Below are 20,199 nucleotides of genomic sequence, written 5' to 3'. Positions count from 1 at the left end.
AGTGAAGGAGTTAATTATGACCCAGACTTTATTTTCCCATTGGCAGCAGCCTAATAATGATTGGTTACAAATACATACTTTAGAGATGCACACTGGTGGTGAACCATTGCGTATTATAGTTGATGGCTTTGAGCAACTTACAGGTGATACGATGCTTGAAAAGCGTGCCGATTGTTTAGCGCGTTTTGATTATTTACGAAAAGCATTGATGTTTGAACCTCGTGGTCATGCCGATATGTATGGCGCAGTGATCACTTGTGCTGTGCGCTCAGATAGCCATTTTGGCGTACTTTTTTTACATAATGAAGGTTATAGCACCATGTGCGGGCATGCGATTATTGCACTGGCTACCGCTGCAAAAGATTGCGCACTTGTTGACTTTAAAGATGGCTATAATGAACTAAGAATAGACACTCCAGCTGGGCTTATAAAAGCGTATGTTGAACTTAACAATAATCAGTTACAGCAAGTATATTTTGATAATGTCGCCAGTTTTGTTGATAAATTAGACGTTAAAATAAGCTTGCCGATGTGTGGTTCGGTTAGCTGTGATATAGCGTTTGGCGGTGCATACTACGCATTTGTTGATGCAGATACTCTTAATTTAAGCTTAGCACCTGACAATCATGGACATATAATTAGCCTTGGGAAAGCCATTAAACAGCAAGTGACTAATCAATATCAGCCAACGCACCCAACCGATCAGGCACTGGGTTTTTTATATGGGGTTATTTTTTACTCCAATAGCCAGTTATCACAAATTAACCACTTTAGCCGTCATGTGTGTGTATTTGCCGAAGGTGAACTTGATCGAAGCCCTACAGGCACGGGCGTAAGCGCTCGTGCTGCATTAGCTTTTGCCAAAGGCGAATTAGCGGTAGGACAAAGTGTAAATATTGAGAGCATTTTAGGCTCAGCATTTAATGTAATGGTTAAGCAAACATGTGAGGTTAAAGCACGGTCTGCGATTATTCCTCGTGTTACGGGTACAGCCTTTGTGACGGGTAAACATACCTTTTTAATTGATCCAACAGATCCCCTAAAACAAGGATTTATTTTTCGATGAATAATCATTTTTTAGTACGCCAACAATTACTAAAACAACGTATGGCAGAGCAAAACTTAACGGCGTTATTAGTGTTAGGGCATGAGAATATTCGCTACTTGAGCGGGTTTAGTGGTAATGCCGCGTATGCAATTGTGACGCAAGCTAGCTGCATACTTATTACTGATTATCGTTACTTTGAGCGCGCACAATCTGAGTGCCAAGGGTTTGAAGTGATCAGCCGCGACCGTGATAGCGAAAGTTTAGGCTGTTGTATTAACCGTTTTTTACCTGCTAACAGCCATTTAGGTTTTGATGCGGCATTTATTAATGTGGCATTGTGGCAGCAAATTGCTAGTGATTTGAGTGGTCACACATTAATGCCAATTCAAGGAGTAATTGAACGTCAGCGCATGATCAAAAATGACTGGGAAGTAGCACAAATAAAAGCTGCGGCTGCGATTGCGGATGAAGCACTTGCACACACTATTCCATATTTTAAAGTAGGTGTAAGCGAACGTGATTTAGCCTTAGAGCTAGAGTTTAGAATGCAAAAATTAGGCTCTGAAGGAATGTCGTTTGCAACGATTTTAATGTTCGCAGAGCGTACCTCGCTGCCCCATGGTAGCCCCAGTGATAGAACACTTAAAGAAGGCGACTTTATTACTCTAGACTTTGGCGCTGTTGTTAATGGCTATCGCTCAGACATGACGCGTAGTTATGTATTAGGTAAAGCGTCAAACAAACAAGTTCAAATTTACAATGCAGTAGCGACGGCGCAACAAGCTGCTATTAATTTAATTAAGCCTGGCGTTGATTGCATTGATTTACAAAATGCATCACAACAAGTATTGGATAGCTCTGGTTTTGGAAAATGGGCAGGACAAGGGCTTGGCCACGGTTTAGGGCTATTTTTACACGAGCAGCCGTTTATCAATAGCAACGTTAAGCACGTATTAGAAGTGGGCAATGTGATCACCATAGAGCCAGGTATTTATATCTCTGAATATGGCGGGGTGCGTTTAGAGGAGGACATCTTGATCACCAACACGGGTTATGAAATTTTAACTCACGCACCTAAACCATTCGAACTGGAGTTATAAAATGCAAGTTATTGATAAAAAACACATTGATAACGCCCTTGATTTTGACTCGTTAATCACTGCTATGCAGCAAGGTTTTGCCCTCGATTTTACTATGCCAAAGCGTAACGTCTATGAGTTAGATAGCAACAGCGGTAGCCGGGATGCGTTTGCTGTGTTACCTGCATGGAATGAACAAGTGATTGGCGTAAAAGCATTTACTTATTTTCCTAATAATGGCGAGGCGGGCTTTGATTCTTTGTATTCTAAAATAATGTTGTTTTCGCGCGAGCACGGCGAACCGTTGGCACTGGTAGATGGCACGAGTATTACTTTATGGCGTACGGCAAGCGTATCGGCGCTTGCGAGTCGTTATTTATCCCGAGAGAACAGTAATCATTTAGTATTTTTTGGCAGTGGTAACTTAGCCGAGTATATGGTGCGTGCGCATTTGGCTGTTCGTAATTTTAAACGAGTAACGCTGGTGGCGCGTAATCATTTAAAAGTAGTCGCCCTGCAAAGTTGTTTAGAGCAGTTATATCCTGATGTTGAGTTTGTCATTGGGCAAAGTACGCAAGAAGTAATTTACAGTGCTGACGTGATCAGCTGCGCGACCGGCTCTCAAGTGCCATTATTTGATGGCAACTGGTTAAAATCAGGCACGCATGTTGACCTAATCGGTAATCATCAGAGTGACCATCGCGAATGCGACACCGCCACAATTACTCGTAGCCGCGTTTATGTTGATAGTAAAACCAATGTATTAGGAGAAGCAGGTGAATTATTAATACCAATAAGTGAAGGTGTATTTTGCGAGCAAAGCGTATGTGCTGAATTAGCTGATTTAGCGAAGGTAAATACCGTAGCCCGTTTTAACGAAACGGATATAACGGTATTTAAATCAGTTGGTACAGCACTGAGTGACTTGATTGCTGCAAATCAAGTTTATCAATCTCTACAGAACTAATAGATAATTTGTGGTGAGTTTTTAATGTGTGTGCTGTGTGTCTGTTTTAGTTTTATAAGGTAAGTGAAAGATGAATACTGTGCTATTGATATTGGGTGTGTGTTTTATTTTTGCAGGGTTACTGCCTCTTTTTAGGTGGTTAAAGTGTAAAATAAGCAAACATCACTGGCGCGTGTGTGTGATTGATAACATCACTAATGCGGTTAATACTCGTATTGGTGCTCATGAACTATTGCCGTCACAGTCAATGTTAGTTAGCTTTAGATTTAACAATCATTTGTATAGCGTATTGGTCAGTCACGACAACACCCTGCTCACACGATTCAAACAAGGCGAGCCTTGCAGTGTATTGGTTGATAAAAATAACCCGCAAAAGGTTTATAACAACTCACAACTATGGCAAAGCTATGCATTAGTTTGGTTGGTTAGCGGTCTAAGTTTGTGCGTGGGGAGCTATTTTTTAACGTGAGGTAAACGAGCATGCTTGGTATGCAACTCACTTATATTGTTTAGTTTTTAGTTATAAAAAAAGGGGGCCAGCCCCTTGTTAAATAGTATGTTATTTAGGTTGGAAGGTTGAGTAACTATTTATTAGGTTGCGATAATCTGGAATGTGGTTTGAGAATAGAGTCCCCAGTCCTTCCACATCATTGCGCCAGTCTCTATGTAATTCGCAAGCTGCGCCAAACCAGGTCATAAGTTGTGCGCCAGCAGCTGACATGCGATCCCAAGCTGCATCACGAGTCATTACATTAAAGGTGCCTGAAGCATCAGTGATCACGAATACATCAAAACCCTCTGCTAAAGCGGATAAAGCTGGGAATGCAACGCATACTTCAGTTACTACTCCAGCAATAATGATTTGTTTTTTTCCTGTAGCTTTAATAGCGGCAACAAACTCTTCATTATCCCATGCGTTAATTTGTCCAGGCCGAGCAATGTAGGGCGAATCTGGAAACATTTCTTTTAACTCAGGTACTAGCGGGCCGTTGGGGCCCTCTTCAAAGCTGGTGGTTAAGATTGTTGGCATCGCAAAGTATTTTGCACAGTCTGCCAATGCGAGTAAGTTAAAAGACATCCACTACTTTTAAAAATTAAAATGACACCTAACTTCAATACAGTTACAAGAGTTTTTATGTGTCTAATGATATTAAAAAACTCTTCTCAGAATAGTAAATGTTCATTTTTGGGCGAGTATAGCAAATAACTGGCAGCATAAGCTTCAGCCTTGAGCTGATAAAAAGTAAAAAGTTGTTTTATATGGTATTACGCTAATAGTTTTTCGCAATTTTTGAGGTTACTTCGTCGTTTAAAGTGTTGGTGTTCACAATACCGGTCAATTGCATCTGGTTTACCAACTGCACCATGAAAGACTTTAGTAAACCTACTGGTGATTTTTAGCCAGTTTTCAGGGCATATGTTTAGTTGCTCTAGTAGCGGTGGCAAAGAATGATCTATATAACCTGTTTTATCTGTTTTTATGCAGCGCCCTGTTTTATCAACAAGGTTTAGGTAAGAGTTCAGTTCAAAAGGCAAACCATTTACAGTGTGTTTTGTTGTTAAACCTGCAAAGCGAAATAAGGACCTAGGTTGTTTGGCATTTTGTGCTGCTGCAATACGTTTTTTAATACTTGTATAATTTGAGTTTTCAGGTGATGAAGCGGTTCCAGCACGGATTGGGTTTAGATCGACATAGGCCATACAAGCCACTAGTGCTGACTCATCAAGTAAAGCTTGAGATTTAAAGCGTCCCTCCCAAAATCTACCTTTACAATTATCTTCTTTATTAGCTTTGCGAGCAATGTACTCATTAAGTGATCGCATAAACCAGCTAATGTCCATTAGCCTTGAACGATATTCTCCAATGCTAGACTTTACTAATTGCAGTTCGACAGAAGAGAGTACCTCATTTTTCACAAAGCGTTGAGTTAATAAAGTACCTTTAAATGCTTTGTGCCAGCGTAAAGCAATGGCTTTATCATTTAGGCGGTTAGCTTTATTATTATCTACATGAAGGATGATATGTGTATGATTACTCATCACAGCATAGGCGCATACATCAATACAAAATATTGAAGCGAGCATTATAATTTTATCTTCAACCCATTTTCTGCGGTGCTCATACGATTGGCCCGTATGCTTGTCTATGCCACATAAATAAGCTTTTCTTACGCAACGAGATATACAGTGATAGTAGCGAGTATCACTTAGGCTAATTTGTCTTTTTCGAGCGATTGCCATAAAACCTCCAATGTTGTGTTTCTATAAAAATACTAGTCACTTTATATAGGACTGCAACTTTATGATGGGTTTGAATTGGAATCAGTTGTTGAATTTAGATTTAAGTGGGTGTCATGTAAGTTTTTTATCATTATGCGACTTGTAATGAGGTGTAATGTTTTATTTCATGTCGACGTTTACGCTTATAGGGCTGTTAATCCTAGCAGCATAAACGTCACAGGAACTCGACAATGATTACTTCAAAACTTTTATTTGTGGTTTTACTTGGTACGGCATCGATTGCGCATGCTGGTACGCAGTACACAACACAACCTGCAAGCAATATTACGACAACAACGGCGCAGTTAAATGGTTATTCGGCATCTACTATTGGCTTAAGTGGTGAAATAATTGATTATGGTGAAACCACAAACTATGGCTTTAGTGTTTTAGTCACACCCGCAGGAGTTAATGGCCCTGTGAGTGCGCAAGTAGCTAATTTAGAGTGTGGAACGCAGTATCATTTTCGGTTTCATGGTGATCCAAAACCGCCCAGATCAACACTGCAAGGTGAAGATCTCACTTTTACCACGCTACCATGTAACCCCACTATATTAAACAATATCTCCCTAGAAACAGGTGGCCAATATTACCTTGTGGCTGAGAATAATGGGGGGGATACAGTGAATGCAAATCGTCTTGCAATTGGTCCATGGGAGCAATTTAATTTAATTGATATTAATGGCGGTGATTTGCTAAGTGGTGATGAAATACATATCCAAACAACATCTGGATACTATTTTGTGGCAGAGCAAGGTGGTGGGGCTGCACTTAATGCAAACCGAACTGCGGCATCCATATGGGAAACGTTCACTATAGAATTACCAAATAACCCTGGTGCATTAATTCAAAATGGTGACAACATCGCGCTTAAATCGATTAATGGTTATTACGTACAAGCGGTCAATAATGGTGGTTTTGGAACCAATGTTCTGCCTACAGTTATAGGTTGTAATGCAATGTATCCTTGCTCATTAGAAATGTTTAAAATAATATTTTAAGTGTGGGTCGCAATTACCAAAACAGTCTATTGTAAGGTAGTTGCGACTTTCAATATAATACGTTGCACTTGCTGCTGAGGTTTACTCCATAGCGCAGTGTTAACAACCATATCAAAGTATGATATTTAATTATTCAAAGTATATATGACACTCTTAACAATCATTTTCAAAGCTCAGCTGCTCTATTTAACGAGGTTTTTTAGCATAGGGTAGACGCGTTATAGCGTGTGTTTTGTGATAACTATCTAAGCCGCTAATGGTGACGGTGTTGATTGACTCTAAATCGATAAAACCATCCTCTAAAATTGCTGAGTCTTCAACATGTAAGTCTATAATCTCACCGATTACTAACTCAGTGCCATTTACGGCAAGGTGTTGATGTTCAACAAATTTAACTGCATACTTTAAACGGCTTTGAGCAACAAACGGAGCCGAAAAATTAGCCAGATACTCGGTTGTAAGGCCTGTAGCATCAAATTCAGATTCATTTTTATCGTAACGGGCAGAAGTCTGGTGAGCTTGTTCCACAATCTCGCTATTCACTTGGTTAATAGTGTAAACACCGGTTGCTAAAATATTCTCGAAAGTATGACGAGGTACACTATGTGGGCGCATAATCATACCTACAAGCGGTGGATGCGCGCCAAGGTGAATAACCGAACTTACAATTGCTAAGTTGGTGTTGCCTGCACTATCTTGAGTACCAATTAAGTTGGCACTTTTAAAACCAGATAGTGAGTTTATTAAATGCGTACGGTAGTGTTTATCTAACTGACTAATGGCGTCTGTTGTAAAGTGCATGGTTTATCCTTACCAGTGTATGTGCTCACCTTGCCAATCAATGTAGGCGGGTTGACCTACCTCAGTGAGCTGTTCAGGTTGTTGTAAAAGAGTATAAAGTTGTGATGCTACAAACTCAGGTGTAAAGAGCTTACCTGCGGGTACATTTTTTTGAAACGGCTTAGATAAATTAGTATCTGTTGTGCCCGGATGAAAAAGAATTAAACGGGTTTGTTTTGCGCGTCGTTGCAGTTCAATAGCTGCTGTTTTGAATAACATATTAAGTGCTGCTTTTGAGGCGCGGTAGCTGTACCAGCCGCCTAAGTTATTGTCTGTAATACTACCTACTCGCGCACTTAAGGCCGTTATGGTACAAGGTATTTTGTGGCTAAGTAGCGGCGCTATTGCTTGCAGGCACAAAATAGGAGTCAATGTATTGGTGTTGAGTAAGGTATTGAAATAATGCTCATCGATATCGTCGAGTTTTTTTTCAGGCATAGATTGCGCATAATGTAGCTGGCCGTTAAAAATAACTACCTGAGTTGGGTTTATTGCGCGCTCTTTAAGTAAGTTTGTTAATTCACTTAAGCGTGCTTTGGAATAGTCACAAACAAACTGCTCAACAGCAATACCGACAGCGGATGTGTCAATACAGCTGCGACTTACACAAAAAACCATAGCCTGTGGATCGTGTTTGGCAATTTCTTTTAGATACGCATTTGCAATTTCACTACTTGCACCGAAAATAATATAAGCGTTAGTCATTATTTTATCCCACAACTTGATTTACAGAAAATGCGTGTGATCTGTCTGCGGTATTTAGCAAACAGGCGATAACCTAGATCGGCAATAAAGCGTATTATGGGCAATTGTAGCAGCTTTAGCCATGAATGACGGCCAACAGTTTGCCATGCTTCAAATGTGACATCTAATCCGTAAATCATTTCACCGTTATCACGCTGGCCATGCAAAAACGCCATGGCATCGTGGCGTTTTATGTTTTTAAAGCGCTGCTCAAAATCATCTTTATTTATATCTTCGAGTATTATTTTGTTGTGTGTGTCAGCACGCTTAAGTGAATCCATTTCTTTAACACAAAGCGGGCAATTACCATCGTAAAAAATAATCATAGTTACTCAAAATTCATCGATTCATTATGTCTTGTTACGAAATAGAATAAGCCTTGGATCTGTTAAATTATCCATTTGGATGATATTAATAGAGTCTTACAAATATAAAGGTAAGCAAAGTGTCGATTTTTTACCGCATTTTACACTCCACACTTAAAAATTGAACACGGCTTATTATTAGTACCTTTATGGTATAAACATCAACAATGGAGTATCAGGAATGAGTGAACAATATGCCGCCTTGCGTGGGAACGTTAATTTATTGGGGCAATTATTAGGCCAAACAATCAAAGACGCCCAAGGACAAGCGATTTTAGATAAAGTAGAAGAAATTCGAGCTTTAGCTAAGTCATCCCGCACAGGAAACGAGCAAGACCGCCATACCTTAATTAATGTTCTGCATGCTTTAACCGATGAAGAGTTACTGCCAGTGGCACGTGCTTTTAATCACTTTTTGAATCTAGCCAATGTTGCAGAGCAGTTTCATACTATTTCTCGTTTTAATGACGTGGGTTTTTGTCAGCTAAGCCCGTTAACACAAACTTTAAAAGCATTAGCTAGCCACGCACAGCAGGGTAAAATAAATCCCAATGAAATCGCAGAAAGTTTAGCTAAACTGCATATCAATTTAGTTTTAACTGCACACCCAACTGAAGTAACTCGCCGTACAATTATTAACAAACACGTTGAATTAAGTGATTGTTTAGCAGCTCTTGAGCGTACCGATAACCTGCCTTATGAGCGTGAAAATATATTAAACCGTATCGCACAGTTGATCAGCCAAGCATGGCATACAGACGACATCCGTCGTTCACGTCCAACCCCAATTGATGAAGCAAAATGGGGTTTTGCAGTTATCGAAAATAGCCTTTGGCACGCCGTTCCGCGTTTTTTACGAGACTTTAATAAAGAAGTAAAAGAGCACCTTGATTTAGAGTTACCAAACGATTACAGCCCCGTTGAATTTACCTCATGGATGGGGGGCGATCGCGATGGCAATCCATTTGTAACAGCATTAGTGACGCAGCAAGTGCTGGATCATGGGCGCTGGATGGCACTGGATTTATACAGTCGCGATATCGACACTTTAAGCACTGAGCTTTCTATGTCACAAGCCAGTGATGAGCTAGTCGAGCTCGCTGGACAAGATTTTGAACCGTATCGTGCGGTATTAAAAGTACTCAAAGCGCAAGTGAGTGAAACCGTTGCTCATCTTGGCGCTAAAATTATGAATAAGCGCACCGATGCACAAGACATCGTCACTGACATTGAGCAGTTAAAGCAGCCGCTTGAGGCATGCTACCGTTCTTTGCTTAAGAGTAACATTGCGGTGGTAGCCAATGGCTTATTATTAGATGTGTTACGTCGTATTAATAGCTTTGGTATTCGTTTAGCTAAACTAGATGTGCGCCAAGACTCATCACGCCACAGTCAGGTATTTTCAGAGCTCACTCGTTATTTAGGTTTAGGTGATTACGACCAATGGCAAGAAGAAGATAAGCAGGCATTTTTATTAGCCGAGCTTAACTCTCGTCGCCCGCTTATTCCTAAACATTGGCAACCAAGCGCTGATGTAAAAGAAGTCCTCGACACCTTTGATGTAATCGCCAAGCAAGATGCGTCGACGTTTGGTTTATATATTATTTCAATGGCACGCACAGCCTCTGATGTATTAGCAGTACAACTGCTATTAAAAGAAAGTGGTTGTAGTTTTAAACTGCCTGTTGCGCCATTATTTGAAACCTTAGATGACTTAAATGCAGGCAGCGATGTTATTACTCAATTGCTAGATAATAACTGGTATCGAGGCCAAGCTGAGGGCATACAGAATGTTATGATAGGTTACTCAGATTCAGCCAAAGATGCTGGGATGATGGCTGCCGGGTGGGCGCAATACGAGGCAATGGATAAGCTTGTACAATTGGCAGAGCAACGTGGTATTGAGCTGATATTATTCCATGGCCGTGGTGGTACTGTTGGCCGTGGTGGCGCACCTGCTGCGCAAGCCTTGCGTTCACAGCCACCAGGTTCACTCAAAGGTGGCCTGCGTGTTACCGAACAAGGGGAGATGATCCGCTTTAAATTTGGCCTACCTAATGTGGCGCTGGAAAGTCTAAACATCTATGCCGGTGCTGTGCTTGAAAGTAATTTGTTACCACCACCAGAGCCAAAAGATGAATGGCGTGATGTAATGGCGTTGATCAGTGAAAAGTCATGTGAGCATTACCGTAATGTAGTGCGTTTTGATGAAGACTTTGTGCCGTACTTTAGAATGGCAACACCAGAGCAGGAACTATCAAAATTACCGCTTGGTTCGCGTCCAGCAAAGCGTAATCCCAATGGTGGTGTTGAAAGCCTGCGAGCTATTCCGTGGATTTTTGCTTGGAGTCAAAATCGCTTAATGCTACCAGCATGGCTTGGGGCACTAACTGGTTTACAAGCTGCACTTGAAAAACACGGCATAGACACCCTTAATGAGATGAGTCAACGCTGGCCGTTTTTCAGAGCCCGTCTAGAAATGCTTGAAATGGTATTCAGTAAAGCGGACTGTTGGTTAAGTGCGCATTACGACGACGCTTTAGTTGAAGAGCAATACAAACCACTAGGTGAAAAACTGCGTAAAGAGCTCAAGCAGGCTATTTCACTGGTACAATCGTTAAGTCCACAGCAAAGTTTGCTTGCCGATCAACCTTGGATAAAAGAGTCTATTGGTTTGCGCAACCCGTATACGGATCCATTGAATGTGCTTCAAGTTGAGTTGTTAAAACGTTCGCGCGAAGCGGCAGAAGGCAGCTCTGGTGACATTGATAACGCGTTAATGATTACTATGACTGGGATTGCTGCAGGTATGCGTAATACCGGTTGATTATCCAATAATTAAGTGTGGACTTCTTTGCTGTGTTTAGCAGCGAGAGGTCCATTAATTAGTTAATTGAGCACTAACAGTGCGCTGTGCTGGTAAGGTTCGGCGCATATATTACCAAGTAAGTTATATTTATCCGCATTAAACATCTTATTTAATCTTAGTTCAGCTTAGATGTATTGAATACAGTTACTTCCTATCGTTAAGCTGTTTCAGGTTATAACTTAGTTACAACAAGGTATTTTTTGGTATCATTTTAGCAAAAAAAACCATCCTTTATTCTGTATTAACGCTCTGGTCAGACCTGATTTGCTACTAGATATTGACTGTCTGTTTTTTTTATCTAGAATGTCGGTTGTTTTGTCATTTTATGGCAATTGTACTAATAATCGAGTAGTAATTATGTCAAATGTGTCTACTTGCATCACGTATGATGCATCTACGTCATTAATAATGATGACGCTTAGAGGGACGGCAAGTGCACAGGATGTGATGAACTTTTATCAAATTGCGCAGCAGTATGTATCTATTTACGGCAGTAATAAATTACTCGTTGATGTGTCTGAATTAACGCATAAATTTCCGGCAAGTGAACTGCTGACTATTATGCCAGCAGTATCTCAGTGGTTAGCTAGTTGCTTTATTGCTCGCGTCGTTAGTTTTGATGGTTTTATGCACGATTTGTTTTTGCAAAAAGCACAGCGCTTTGATATAAAAGCAGAAAATTTTGATTGTTTTAACAGCGCGAAAAATTGGTTAGTAAATCAACCTAGCATTTAAGCGTTGAACCTTCTAAACTAGTTAGCCATTAAATCATAAAACTAGTCTATGTCTTCATTAACGCCTACAGTAAGTACTCAAACTAGCTGCGTTTTTAGCTTCAGTGAAAAACAACAGCAGCAGTTATATCTTCACGTAAAACAGCACAAGGGTATTTTAAATACCGCTGATATCACAGCTTTGTGCGCGCAATATAAGCAACCTGTCGAGGTTATACTGCGTGCCTGTTTACCTATTGCTGCAAAATTTGCAGTTGTGCCTATTTCACATTTTTTTGTTGGGGCAATTGTAGTTGGCTACGATAAACACGGTGAGCAACATTTTTATTTTGGGGCGAATGTTGAATTTGCACAACAAGCATTAAGCTTAGTGGTTCATGCTGAGCAATCGGCAATTAATAACGCTTGGCTCAATGGCGCGAAAAAAATAGCTAAAATTGCTATCAGTGATGCGCCATGTGGTTATTGTCGTCAATTTATGAATGAGTTGGCTGATGCGCAGAGCTTTGATATTTTATTACCGCAGCAGCAATTCAAGCTGGCTGATTTACTCCCTCACTCATTTGGTCCGCAAGATTTAGGTAATTCTTATAGCTTGTTTAACCCCGCTCCACAACAGCATGAATTTGTTGTAACTGATGAACTGGATAAAACGTTGTTAAGTTATGCGTTGGCTGCATATGTACCTTACTCTGAAAATTACAGCGCAGTGAAAATTAGTACTTTCGAAAATGGTAATTTTTATGGTTGTTATGCGGAAAATGCCGCGTATAGCCCGAGCTTATCACCACTGCAAAGTGCGGTGAGTCAATTGCATTTAGCCGGTTTGGCAATGACTAAAGATGTTGTCAAAGGGATTGAGTTACTACAAACGCAGGGTAAGGGAAATCAGTTAAGTGTCAGTCAAGCAGTACTGGCAAGTTACACTGATTTGCCAGTACTACAAAGTATTAGTTTAAATATTAAGCCAACAGCAGTTTAGCGGCTTCGAGTACCACGGCGACTGATTTTTTCTCAATCTCGCCGTGATCTACATTGGGGATTTCTTGGCGAGTACGATTAACCAACACACCAGCTACACAGGCGGCTTTTAGCCCCAGTGCTGCACACATTGTAAATAAGGTTGCTGATTCCATTTCATAGTTCATCACGCCCAGCTTTTGCCATTCTTCACAGCTACCTTGAAATGCTTTTGGTACATAACCCGAGTAAGTGTCGTAACGTTCTTGACCTGGGTAAAAAGTATCGCTTGATGCAGTAATACCAATATGAAAATCAATGCCTAAATTACCGCACGCATTTACCATCGCTTGAGTGGCGAAAAAGTCAGACACCGCAGGGTAGTTCAATGGCGCAAAATGTTGGCTCGCACCATCTAAACGCACAGATGCTTGGCTGATTAAAATATCACCTTCATTAATATGAGGTTGAATAGCGCCAGTTGTGCCAATTCGTAAGAATGTTTCAACTCCCAATTGCGCCAGCTCTTCTACTGCAATGGAGGTTGAAGGACCACCAATACCGGTTGAGCAAATAACCACAGAGTTACCGTTAAGTTGACCTAAGTAAGCATGAAATTCTCGGGTTTGGACGAGGCAAGTTGGGTTTTCGAGAAAAGTTGAAATACGTGCTGCACGATCTGGATCGCCCGGTACAATTGCAAGTTTTGCACCGTGTAGATCGTCGCGGGTGAGTCCTAAGTGAAATACCTTTTCCATAGCGGGGCCTTATTTATAACTTTTGTTCTAACGTCAGTTAATAACGCTAATTTATAAAGAGTTGTTGTCAATTTAGCATAATTACTACAATGCATTGCCTTGTACAGGACGGATGTCCGTTATCAAATTTATTCATTCTCTTTGAATATTCAAGCAACTGACTTTAATTTGTGTCATCGCCGGTAGTTGACTTGTATTCATAGACACTATATCAATCCTACTAGGCACTCTATTTTAGTTTATACGTTGTTGGATAAATAAGTATAACCAATTGTTATTAAAGAGGTTTATATAGTTATTTAAAATGTAGCTAAAGCGGCGAGAGTAATAAAATTGCGAGTGAAAATCGGCGCGTTAATCTTTTATTAATTTTATTTTCAACAACGCTCTTTTGCATAACTACGCAAAAGCACACAGTAAGGAATTGCAATGAGCACACAATGGCACACATTTAAAAGTAAAGTTGAGCACTGTTTATGTCCGCCGGGCGATGGCGTTTTTACGGTTAATACTGCAAAAGAACGTAAAGCGGCGCTGCGTATGAAACTGTATGGGCAAGAAGATAATATCGATACGCTATGGCGTGCATCACTCGATACACTTAGTCAAAGTGAGCATAAAGCGGTGACTTTAGGTATTAGCTCTGACTGTGGTGGTGGCATTTTACGCGGCGCCAACTGGGGGCCATTGTTTTTACGCTCAACATTGATTGATCAGCAGCCTCAGGCAAAGTCGTTTGATTTAGGTGATGTAAGGGTTATCCCACATTTACTGCATGATAAATATTTAAACGACGCGACTATCAGTAATTGCCAACAGGCATTATATGGTAATCCAAGCAGTGAGTATTATGTCAGCCCGTTGTCTATCACTGAAGATGTATGCGATAGCTTTTATGCAACGTTTACTGATAAAGGCATTTTTGGTATTGGTGGTGATCATTCAATTAGTTACCCGTTAACTAAAGCGTATTTGAAGGCAAAGCGTGCGCAAGGTAAACGCACTGCGATTATTCACTTTGATGCGCATACCGATTTACTCGTTGAACGTTTAGGTATCGATTTATGTTTTGGCTCGTGGTGCACTCATATTTTGGAGTTTTTACCTGCACCGCATCATCTGATCCAATTTGGTATTCGTTCAAGCGGTAAGCCAAAAGAGCACTGGGAATCTACCTTTGGCGTTAAACAACATTGGGCCCATGAGATCATCGAACGAGGCGCGCCGGCAATTGCCGCAGAAGTCATTGCTCAGCTTAAAGCTGACAATGTTGATGAACTCTACGTCAGCTTTGATATTGACGCCCTCGATGAAGAGTTTGCATCAGCAACAGGCACACCCGAAGGGAACGGTTTAACGCCGCAGCATGCTTTGGATATCTTGGTTGCTTTGGCTGATGAATTTCCGATCACTGGCGCTGATATGATGGAAATTGCCCCATTTACTGACAGTTCACTGATTGGTCAATCGAGTTCAGATACAACGCTTAGAGAAGGTGCAAAAATTTCAGCATTTTTAATTAATGCCATGAACCGCGCATAGTCAATAACAGTTCATTTAAGCAGCCTGCTACGGCATGCTGCTTTTTAAATTCACAAATCAGCTATTTGCCGTTATATTTAATTTACATCAACAGATGCTTAAAGTAATAATCGGTGGGGCAAGAGTGGCTAAGTGGTGTTATTTTTTATTTATAATCTTAAGTAATCAAAGTCTCGCTAAATTAAATGTGGTGACGGAATATTTTCCGCCTGCTCAATATCTTGATGAAAACGAACAACTTGTTGGCTATATCGCTGATAAAGTTCAAATGGTGTTAGCTTCTTCAACACTCGATTATACAATTTCAGTGCATAGTTGGAGTACTGCATTTAATATGGTACTGCGCGATCCGCAAACGTGCATTTTTTCTATGGCGCGCTCAACTTCTCGTGAAAAGCAATTTATTTGGATTGCAGAATTAGCACAGTTGAACACTTATCTTTATGCTTTGAATTCGAAAAGCATCGTTATAGATTCCCTAGAGCAAGCAAAGCAATACCGAATTGCGGTATTAAAAGATAATTACAGCCATCACTTTTTATTATCACAGGGCTTTGAAGAAGGTGTAAATCTAATGCTGATGAATAGTTTTGATAATATTTTTAAAATAGTTCAAAGCCGTCAAAGCACTATCGATATCGTCGTATTACCTGAACAACGCGTTAAATTTGAACAGTCTAAAAGGCAGGTTACTGACAAGTTAACACCAATTTTAAGACTCAAGATCACGCAACCAGCACTGTATTTTGCTTGTAACAAAGCGCTAGATAAGCCAACTCAAACCAAACTCAGCAACGCATTCAACGCGTATCAGTAAGCTTTTATTGTTGGTAATGCACTGATATTTAATTACTTTTAATATTAATTAAATTTAAATTGCCCAACCTTTAAAAGGGGTTATAATCCAGCTGCTTTTGCTTATAAAAGCGCTTATTTTTGGAGTTATAAATGGGTGACTTAATCGGGATTGGTTTATTAATCTTGATCAGTGCGTTATTTGCTATGTCGGAAATCGCCATCGCAGCATCACGTAAAATTAAATTAAGAGTCATGGCTGACGAAGGCAATGCTAAAGCGGCTGCAGTGTTAAAGCTGCAAGAGCAACCCGGTGCTTTTTTTGCCATGATCCAAATTGCCCTTAATGCAATTGCTATTTTAGGCGGTATAGTGGGCGAACAAGCGCTTTCACCTTATGTTGAAAGTGTGCTTGTGTTATTTTATCAAGGACCGTTACTGGCGCAAATTAGCTTTTTACTGTCGTTTTTGACAATTACTTCATTGTTTATTTTATTTGCTGATTTATTACCAAAACGCTTAGCTATGATCCTACCAGAGGCAGTTGCGGTTCGCGTAGTCACGATTATGCGTTGGGTAACGTATGCATTAACACCGTTAGTATTGTTTTTTAATGGTGTAACTAACATTGTTTTACGCTTATTCAATGTGCCGGCAGAGCGTGAAGACATTGTAACCACCGAAGACATAGTCGCAATGATGGATGCAGGCGCAGAATATGGCAGCTTACAACAACAAGAATATGATTTAATTGGTAATGTATTTGATTTAGAAGCGCGCTTTTTATCGAGTGTAATGTCACCTAGAGATCAAATAGTCTACTTTGATATTAACGAAGCCAGCGATAGTATTTCGGGCAAAATCATTGATCATCCACATAATCATTTTTTGGTATGCAATGGCAATTTAGATAAATTAATTGGCTCAGTTGAATCAAAAGATATTCTTCGCCAAGTGCTCAAAGGCGATGCAGCGAATATTAACGACGAAATGCTCGAAAAAGAGATTTTTTATCTACCAGAAACACTGAGTTTGTCAGAGGCATTAAATGCCTTTAAAGGCGCAGCAAAACCCTTCGCAGTGGTGGTAAATGAATACGCACTTGTCGTGGGAATTGTGACAGTTAAAGATCTTATGAAAGGCTTTATGGGAGATTTGATCACCCATAATGGTGATGAATTAATTATCGCACGTGATGCAAATTCATGGTTAGTTGATGGTTTAACCCCAGCCGTTGAGCTGGCAAAAGTGCTCGGTGTGGATGAATTTCCAGAGCAAATGCATTATGAAACTGTTGCCGGATTTTTAATTTATACCATGAAGCGAATTCCTAAACGTGCAGAATATATTCAATTCGCAGGTTTTAAATTTGAAGTGGTGGATGTTGAAGGGATCCGAGTTGAGCAATTATTGGTGTCTAAAATACTACCGGTAGAACCAGTCTTACAATAAAACGTGAGGCGCTATGCGCCTCATTATTTATTCAAAAGCGCCTTTTATTATTGCAAACCCTTGCTCAACCATATGAATGCCATTACTCCATACATGTTGTGGCGCTAAAGTGTTGCTATCAAGTAAAACTAAGTCGGCGTCTGAGCCTTTGCTAATAGTGCCTTTTTTAATCCCCAGTACATTAGCGGGATTAGTGGTTATGGCCATTAATGCGTGCTCTATACTCACCTCATATTGATGTACAGCTTGTTGAAAAGCACCTAACAGAGAGGCTTCTTTACCAATTTCAAGCCCGAGCAAATTAAATTGCTCGTCAAATATTGGCAGGCTGGCATGGCCATCTGAACTCATAGTCAATTGTGTTGGCTTAACATTGTGTGTTAAACAGTAAGCTAACGCTTGCGCGGCAGCATATTCGCCATGAGCAAGATCATACTCAGTTGTGCTGGTGGTAAAATCAATTGTACCGCCGGCTTCACAAAATAAAATCCCAGCGTCAAGCAGCGCTTTATTTCTATTCATGTGTGTTGGATAAAACTGACTCAATGAAATATCAGTATTTTTATCAACCTCATGCAGAATCGCTAAGTGACTATTAACGGGGCCGACATGAATGCTCACGGTGCCTTTTTTTGCGCTTAGCATGCCGGCGACTTTTGCTTCTGCTGCCAACTCTGCGAGTTGTTGAACGGTGGGTTGGCTGCTACGGTGATCTGAAATTGCCACTTCGCCTACGCCAATAAACTCGTCAATATACATTAGGTCATTTGTAATACTACCCGTCAGTGTTTTAGCGGGTAAGTGATAAGAGCCAGTATGGCAAAATACATTAAGACCAAGCTCTTTTAAGCCTTTCGCTTTAGCAACTAAGTTGGTTAGTGTGCGACTGCTTGAGTCAGTGCCCAGCGCTGCAATAACGGTTGTAATACCTGCTAAGGTGGCATCAGTTAAGTTCATTTCTGGCGTTCGACTAGTAAAACCTGCTTCGCCGCCACCGCCTGTAATATGGACCAAAGAGTCAACAAAGCCTGGTACTAGAATGTTTCCTCGGCCATCGATAATCTTTACTTCGGTATTACTTTCTAGTTTGATCTCGGTTCGAAAATCAATCACTTTAGAACCAGCGATGAGTACATCCATCTGCCCTTGAGGGCTTGGAGTATAAAGGTTTGCACCTCGAATTAATGTCAACATAGTGAAGTCTTTTTATTGATAATTGATAAAATAAGCAAGAAATATAAAGCCGCTTGCTAAAGTAAATAATGCTAAAGTGAAACGCCAAATAAAGGCTGCCCATTCGCTCCAATCAAGCTTTACAATACCTAAGCAACCGATCAAGCTGGCTGAGGTTGGAATGAATATATTCGTTAAGCCATCGCCAAACTGAAAAGCTAATACCACAATTTGTCGTGAGACATTGAGTAAATCGCCTAATGGAGACATCAGTGGCATAGTGATAGCGGCTTGGCCGGACCCTGAAGAAACAAAAAAGTTAAACACACTTTGAAATAATAACATTCCCCATGCCGCAACAAAGTCTGGTACCGCAGCGATACTACTAGCACTATGATAAAGTAATGTATTTAAGGTTGACGGTGCATTTAAATCACTGCCGCCAAGTAATAATACCACCCCTTTGGCAAGAGCGACTAACATGGCTGCGGGCAACAATTCTTGTGCGCCATGTTTAAATGCATCAGCACTTTGGTTAGCTGTTTGTTTATTAAAAATACTGGCGATAAAAGCACTGAGCACACCAATACAAAAAAACTGTGCTGCGAGCTCTGGAATATAGTATTGGCGCGCCATCACACCCCATACAACCCAAGTAATACCCGCTATAAATGTAATCAAAATAAGTTTATCGGCGGTATCTAATTTTATCTCAGTAGGGGAATTGCTTTGCGCGGTGTTGATGGTTCTGATCGAGTTGGCATAACGTACAGTAAAAAATAAACCAAATAGTGTAAACACAACCCATGCGATCATTCTAAAGCCAGCCCCAGAAAAAACCGGTATTTCGGCAATAGATTGTGCAATTGCAATACTAAAAGGATTCATCCAAGACGTTGCAAAGCCAATTTGTGTGGCAACATACGTAGTTAAAACCGTTACTTTGGCATCATAGCCGAGCTGTTTCATGATCGGTAGCAACACAATACAAAAAGCAATGGCTTCTTCACCCATACCAAATACTGCGCCACCTAAGGAAAATAACACAAATAATAATGGTAGAAACAGCCATTCAATTCGTTGTGTTTTATTGATAAGCGCCATAATACCGTTATTAATTGCGCCCGTTTTCATAATGATACCGAATGCACCACCAGTAATTAATATAAACGCCATAACACCGATAGTTGCGCCGTACTTGTCACCCGAGACTAAACCTTCAAACAACACATTTGCCAGACCAATTTCACCGCCTTCAGCAAACAGCGGTGTTTGCTCGCTAACAGCCACTGTTTGGTATTGAGAAAGTTCAACATTGTGGCTATCTTTTTGGGAGTTAAACATCCCAGGAGTAATAAACAAGGTTGCCAAGTAGGCAATTAATGCAACTGATAACAAGATGATACTTGCATCAGGCATAGTAAATTGTTTGTTTTTCATAATTTCACTTTTCGCAAAGAAATAGGTTGCTTAGACTAAGCCGCACACCTGCTTATTTTAACACGAAGTTTATTTGAATAAGTGACCTTACTCTACAAAGCAAAGCCACTTAGTACAATTTGGATGGTGTTACGCACAGCGACTAGCACGGC

Annotated in this window: 18 protein-coding genes and 1 pseudogene; 11 read left to right on the top strand and 8 right to left on the bottom strand. The window is 40.4% G+C overall.

Annotation, left to right across the window (positions count from 1 at the left end; genetic code table 11):
- The first annotated feature begins 16 nt into the window (after positions 1–16).
- The 4 genes from H5200_RS01360 to H5200_RS01345 all read left to right on the top strand — a co-directional run bounded on the left by H5200_RS01360 (position 17) and on the right by H5200_RS01345 (position 3,563).
- Positions 17–1,066 (top strand): proline racemase family protein, encoded by a 1,050-nt coding sequence (locus H5200_RS01360; protein ID WP_145234449.1) that lies wholly within the window; start codon positions 17–19, stop codon positions 1,064–1,066.
- On the top strand, positions 1,063–2,148 hold the full coding sequence (locus tag H5200_RS01355) for a Xaa-Pro peptidase family protein (RefSeq protein WP_182760778.1): 1,086 nt from the start codon (positions 1,063–1,065) through the stop codon (positions 2,146–2,148). The genes H5200_RS01360 and H5200_RS01355 overlap by 4 nt, the downstream gene beginning before the upstream one ends.
- A gap of 1 nt (position 2,149) precedes the next feature.
- Positions 2,150–3,094: an ornithine cyclodeaminase family protein gene (locus H5200_RS01350; protein ID WP_182717610.1), complete on the top strand. Its 945-nt coding sequence runs from the start codon at positions 2,150–2,152 to the stop codon at positions 3,092–3,094.
- 70 nt (positions 3,095–3,164) lie between these two features.
- A complete protein-coding gene (locus H5200_RS01345) occupies positions 3,165–3,563 on the top strand; it encodes a hypothetical protein (RefSeq protein ID WP_145234441.1) in 399 nt (132 codons plus the stop codon).
- A 90-nt stretch (positions 3,564–3,653) separates the two neighbouring features.
- Here H5200_RS01345 and ycaC read toward each other — a convergent pair.
- Positions 3,654–4,163, bottom strand: a pseudogene (ycaC, locus tag H5200_RS01340) (isochorismate family cysteine hydrolase YcaC); the annotation flags it as partial.
- Between the two features lie 197 nt (positions 4,164–4,360).
- Positions 4,361–5,335 carry a transposase gene (locus H5200_RS01335; RefSeq protein WP_182760777.1) on the bottom strand — a complete coding sequence of 325 codons (975 nt, stop codon included), beginning with the start codon at positions 5,333–5,335 and terminating at the stop codon, positions 4,361–4,363.
- Between the two features lie 230 nt (positions 5,336–5,565).
- Between H5200_RS01335 and H5200_RS01330 the strand changes: the two genes are divergently transcribed.
- On the top strand, positions 5,566–6,375 hold the full coding sequence (locus H5200_RS01330) for a peptidase S8 (protein WP_182739494.1): 810 nt from the start codon (positions 5,566–5,568) through the stop codon (positions 6,373–6,375).
- 186 nt (positions 6,376–6,561) lie between these two features.
- On the opposite strand, the gene H5200_RS01325 is transcribed toward H5200_RS01330, so the two are convergent.
- Genes H5200_RS01325 through H5200_RS01315 form a run of 3 tightly spaced genes read right to left on the bottom strand, consistent with a single transcriptional unit; the run spans position 6,562 to position 8,285 of the window.
- Complete coding sequence (locus tag H5200_RS01325) at positions 6,562–7,176, bottom strand: flavin reductase family protein (RefSeq protein ID WP_145234432.1); 615 nt, start codon at positions 7,174–7,176, stop codon at positions 6,562–6,564.
- Positions 7,177–7,185: 9 nt separating this feature from the next.
- Positions 7,186–7,920 (bottom strand): SDR family NAD(P)-dependent oxidoreductase, encoded by a 735-nt coding sequence (locus H5200_RS01320; RefSeq protein ID WP_182760776.1) that lies wholly within the window; start codon positions 7,918–7,920, stop codon positions 7,186–7,188.
- The gene (locus H5200_RS01315) at positions 7,920–8,285 is read right to left on the bottom strand and encodes a thiol-disulfide oxidoreductase DCC family protein (protein ID WP_182717607.1); all 366 of its coding nucleotides are present in this window, start codon (positions 8,283–8,285) and stop codon (positions 7,920–7,922) included. Before H5200_RS01315 ends, H5200_RS01320 begins: the two co-directional genes overlap by 1 nt.
- 220 nt (positions 8,286–8,505) lie before the next feature.
- Here H5200_RS01315 and ppc point away from each other — a divergent pair, with 220 nt between their 5' ends.
- The 3 genes from ppc to cdd all read left to right on the top strand — a co-directional run bounded on the left by ppc (position 8,506) and on the right by cdd (position 12,909).
- Positions 8,506–11,151, top strand: coding sequence for a phosphoenolpyruvate carboxylase (ppc, locus tag H5200_RS01310; protein WP_182717606.1), 2,646 nt, complete (start codon positions 8,506–8,508; stop codon positions 11,149–11,151).
- Between the two features lie 399 nt (positions 11,152–11,550).
- On the top strand, positions 11,551–11,928 hold the full coding sequence (locus H5200_RS01305; RefSeq protein WP_145234423.1) for a hypothetical protein: 378 nt from the start codon (positions 11,551–11,553) through the stop codon (positions 11,926–11,928).
- Positions 11,929–11,976: 48 nt separating this feature from the next.
- On the top strand, positions 11,977–12,909 hold the full coding sequence (cdd, locus tag H5200_RS01300; protein ID WP_145234421.1) for a cytidine deaminase: 933 nt from the start codon (positions 11,977–11,979) through the stop codon (positions 12,907–12,909).
- Here the strand turns inward: cdd and udp are convergent.
- A complete protein-coding gene (udp, locus tag H5200_RS01295; RefSeq protein ID WP_149979966.1) occupies positions 12,890–13,645 on the bottom strand; it encodes a uridine phosphorylase in 756 nt (251 codons plus the stop codon). The two genes, cdd and udp, sit on opposite strands and share 20 nt — an antisense overlap.
- A gap of 429 nt (positions 13,646–14,074) precedes the next feature.
- Here udp and H5200_RS01290 point away from each other — a divergent pair, with 429 nt between their 5' ends.
- From H5200_RS01290 to H5200_RS01280, 3 genes are all read left to right on the top strand, one after another.
- On the top strand, positions 14,075–15,187 hold the full coding sequence (locus H5200_RS01290; protein ID WP_182760775.1) for an arginase family protein: 1,113 nt from the start codon (positions 14,075–14,077) through the stop codon (positions 15,185–15,187).
- Between the two features lie 34 nt (positions 15,188–15,221).
- Positions 15,222–16,004 carry an ABC transporter substrate-binding protein gene (locus tag H5200_RS01285; RefSeq protein WP_259399157.1) on the top strand — a complete coding sequence of 261 codons (783 nt, stop codon included), beginning with the start codon at positions 15,222–15,224 and terminating at the stop codon, positions 16,002–16,004.
- A gap of 131 nt (positions 16,005–16,135) precedes the next feature.
- Entirely contained in the window at positions 16,136–17,434 is a 1,299-nt protein-coding gene (locus H5200_RS01280) for a hemolysin family protein (RefSeq protein ID WP_182717602.1), read from the top strand.
- Between the two features lie 27 nt (positions 17,435–17,461).
- On the opposite strand, the gene iadA is transcribed toward H5200_RS01280, so the two are convergent.
- Positions 17,462–18,628 carry a beta-aspartyl-peptidase gene (gene iadA, locus H5200_RS01275; protein WP_182717601.1) on the bottom strand — a complete coding sequence of 389 codons (1,167 nt, stop codon included), beginning with the start codon at positions 18,626–18,628 and terminating at the stop codon, positions 17,462–17,464.
- Positions 18,629–18,640: 12 nt separating this feature from the next.
- Positions 18,641–20,047, bottom strand: coding sequence for a putative basic amino acid antiporter YfcC (gene yfcC, locus H5200_RS01270; RefSeq protein WP_182760774.1), 1,407 nt, complete (start codon positions 20,045–20,047; stop codon positions 18,641–18,643).
- Positions 20,048–20,199 lie beyond the last annotated feature (152 nt).

The sequence above is a fragment of the Pseudoalteromonas sp. SG43-7 genome, from assembly GCF_014164295.1.
Taxonomy (GTDB): Bacteria; Pseudomonadota; Gammaproteobacteria; order Enterobacterales; family Alteromonadaceae; genus Pseudoalteromonas; species Pseudoalteromonas rhizosphaerae.
Note: the sequence above shows the minus strand (reverse complement) of the source record. Positions and strands in the feature narration are given on the sequence as shown.

Excerpts from the sequence above, each read along its gene's own strand:
- H5200_RS01360 (WP_145234449.1), top strand. The coding sequence starts at position 17 with ATGACCCAGACTTTATTTTCCCATTGGCAGCAGCCTAATAATGATTGG.
- H5200_RS01355 (WP_182760778.1), top strand. The coding sequence starts at position 1,063 with ATGAATAATCATTTTTTAGTACGCCAACAATTACTAAAACAACGTATG.
- H5200_RS01350 (WP_182717610.1), top strand. The coding sequence starts at position 2,150 with ATGCAAGTTATTGATAAAAAACACATTGATAACGCCCTTGATTTTGAC.
- H5200_RS01345 (WP_145234441.1), top strand. The coding sequence starts at position 3,165 with ATGAATACTGTGCTATTGATATTGGGTGTGTGTTTTATTTTTGCAGGG.
- H5200_RS01335 (WP_182760777.1), bottom strand. The coding sequence starts at position 5,335 with ATGGCAATCGCTCGAAAAAGACAAATTAGCCTAAGTGATACTCGCTAC.
- H5200_RS01330 (WP_182739494.1), top strand. The coding sequence starts at position 5,566 with ATGATTACTTCAAAACTTTTATTTGTGGTTTTACTTGGTACGGCATCG.
- H5200_RS01325 (WP_145234432.1), bottom strand. The coding sequence starts at position 7,176 with ATGCACTTTACAACAGACGCCATTAGTCAGTTAGATAAACACTACCGT.
- H5200_RS01320 (WP_182760776.1), bottom strand. The coding sequence starts at position 7,920 with ATGACTAACGCTTATATTATTTTCGGTGCAAGTAGTGAAATTGCAAAT.
- H5200_RS01315 (WP_182717607.1), bottom strand. The coding sequence starts at position 8,285 with ATGATTATTTTTTACGATGGTAATTGCCCGCTTTGTGTTAAAGAAATG.
- ppc (WP_182717606.1), top strand. The coding sequence starts at position 8,506 with ATGAGTGAACAATATGCCGCCTTGCGTGGGAACGTTAATTTATTGGGG.
- H5200_RS01305 (WP_145234423.1), top strand. The coding sequence starts at position 11,551 with ATGTCAAATGTGTCTACTTGCATCACGTATGATGCATCTACGTCATTA.
- cdd (WP_145234421.1), top strand. The coding sequence starts at position 11,977 with ATGTCTTCATTAACGCCTACAGTAAGTACTCAAACTAGCTGCGTTTTT.
- udp (WP_149979966.1), bottom strand. The coding sequence starts at position 13,645 with ATGGAAAAGGTATTTCACTTAGGACTCACCCGCGACGATCTACACGGT.
- H5200_RS01290 (WP_182760775.1), top strand. The coding sequence starts at position 14,075 with ATGAGCACACAATGGCACACATTTAAAAGTAAAGTTGAGCACTGTTTA.
- H5200_RS01285 (WP_259399157.1), top strand. The coding sequence starts at position 15,222 with ATGCTGCTTTTTAAATTCACAAATCAGCTATTTGCCGTTATATTTAAT.
- H5200_RS01280 (WP_182717602.1), top strand. The coding sequence starts at position 16,136 with ATGGGTGACTTAATCGGGATTGGTTTATTAATCTTGATCAGTGCGTTA.
- iadA (WP_182717601.1), bottom strand. The coding sequence starts at position 18,628 with ATGTTGACATTAATTCGAGGTGCAAACCTTTATACTCCAAGCCCTCAA.
- yfcC (WP_182760774.1), bottom strand. The coding sequence starts at position 20,047 with ATGAAAAACAAACAATTTACTATGCCTGATGCAAGTATCATCTTGTTA.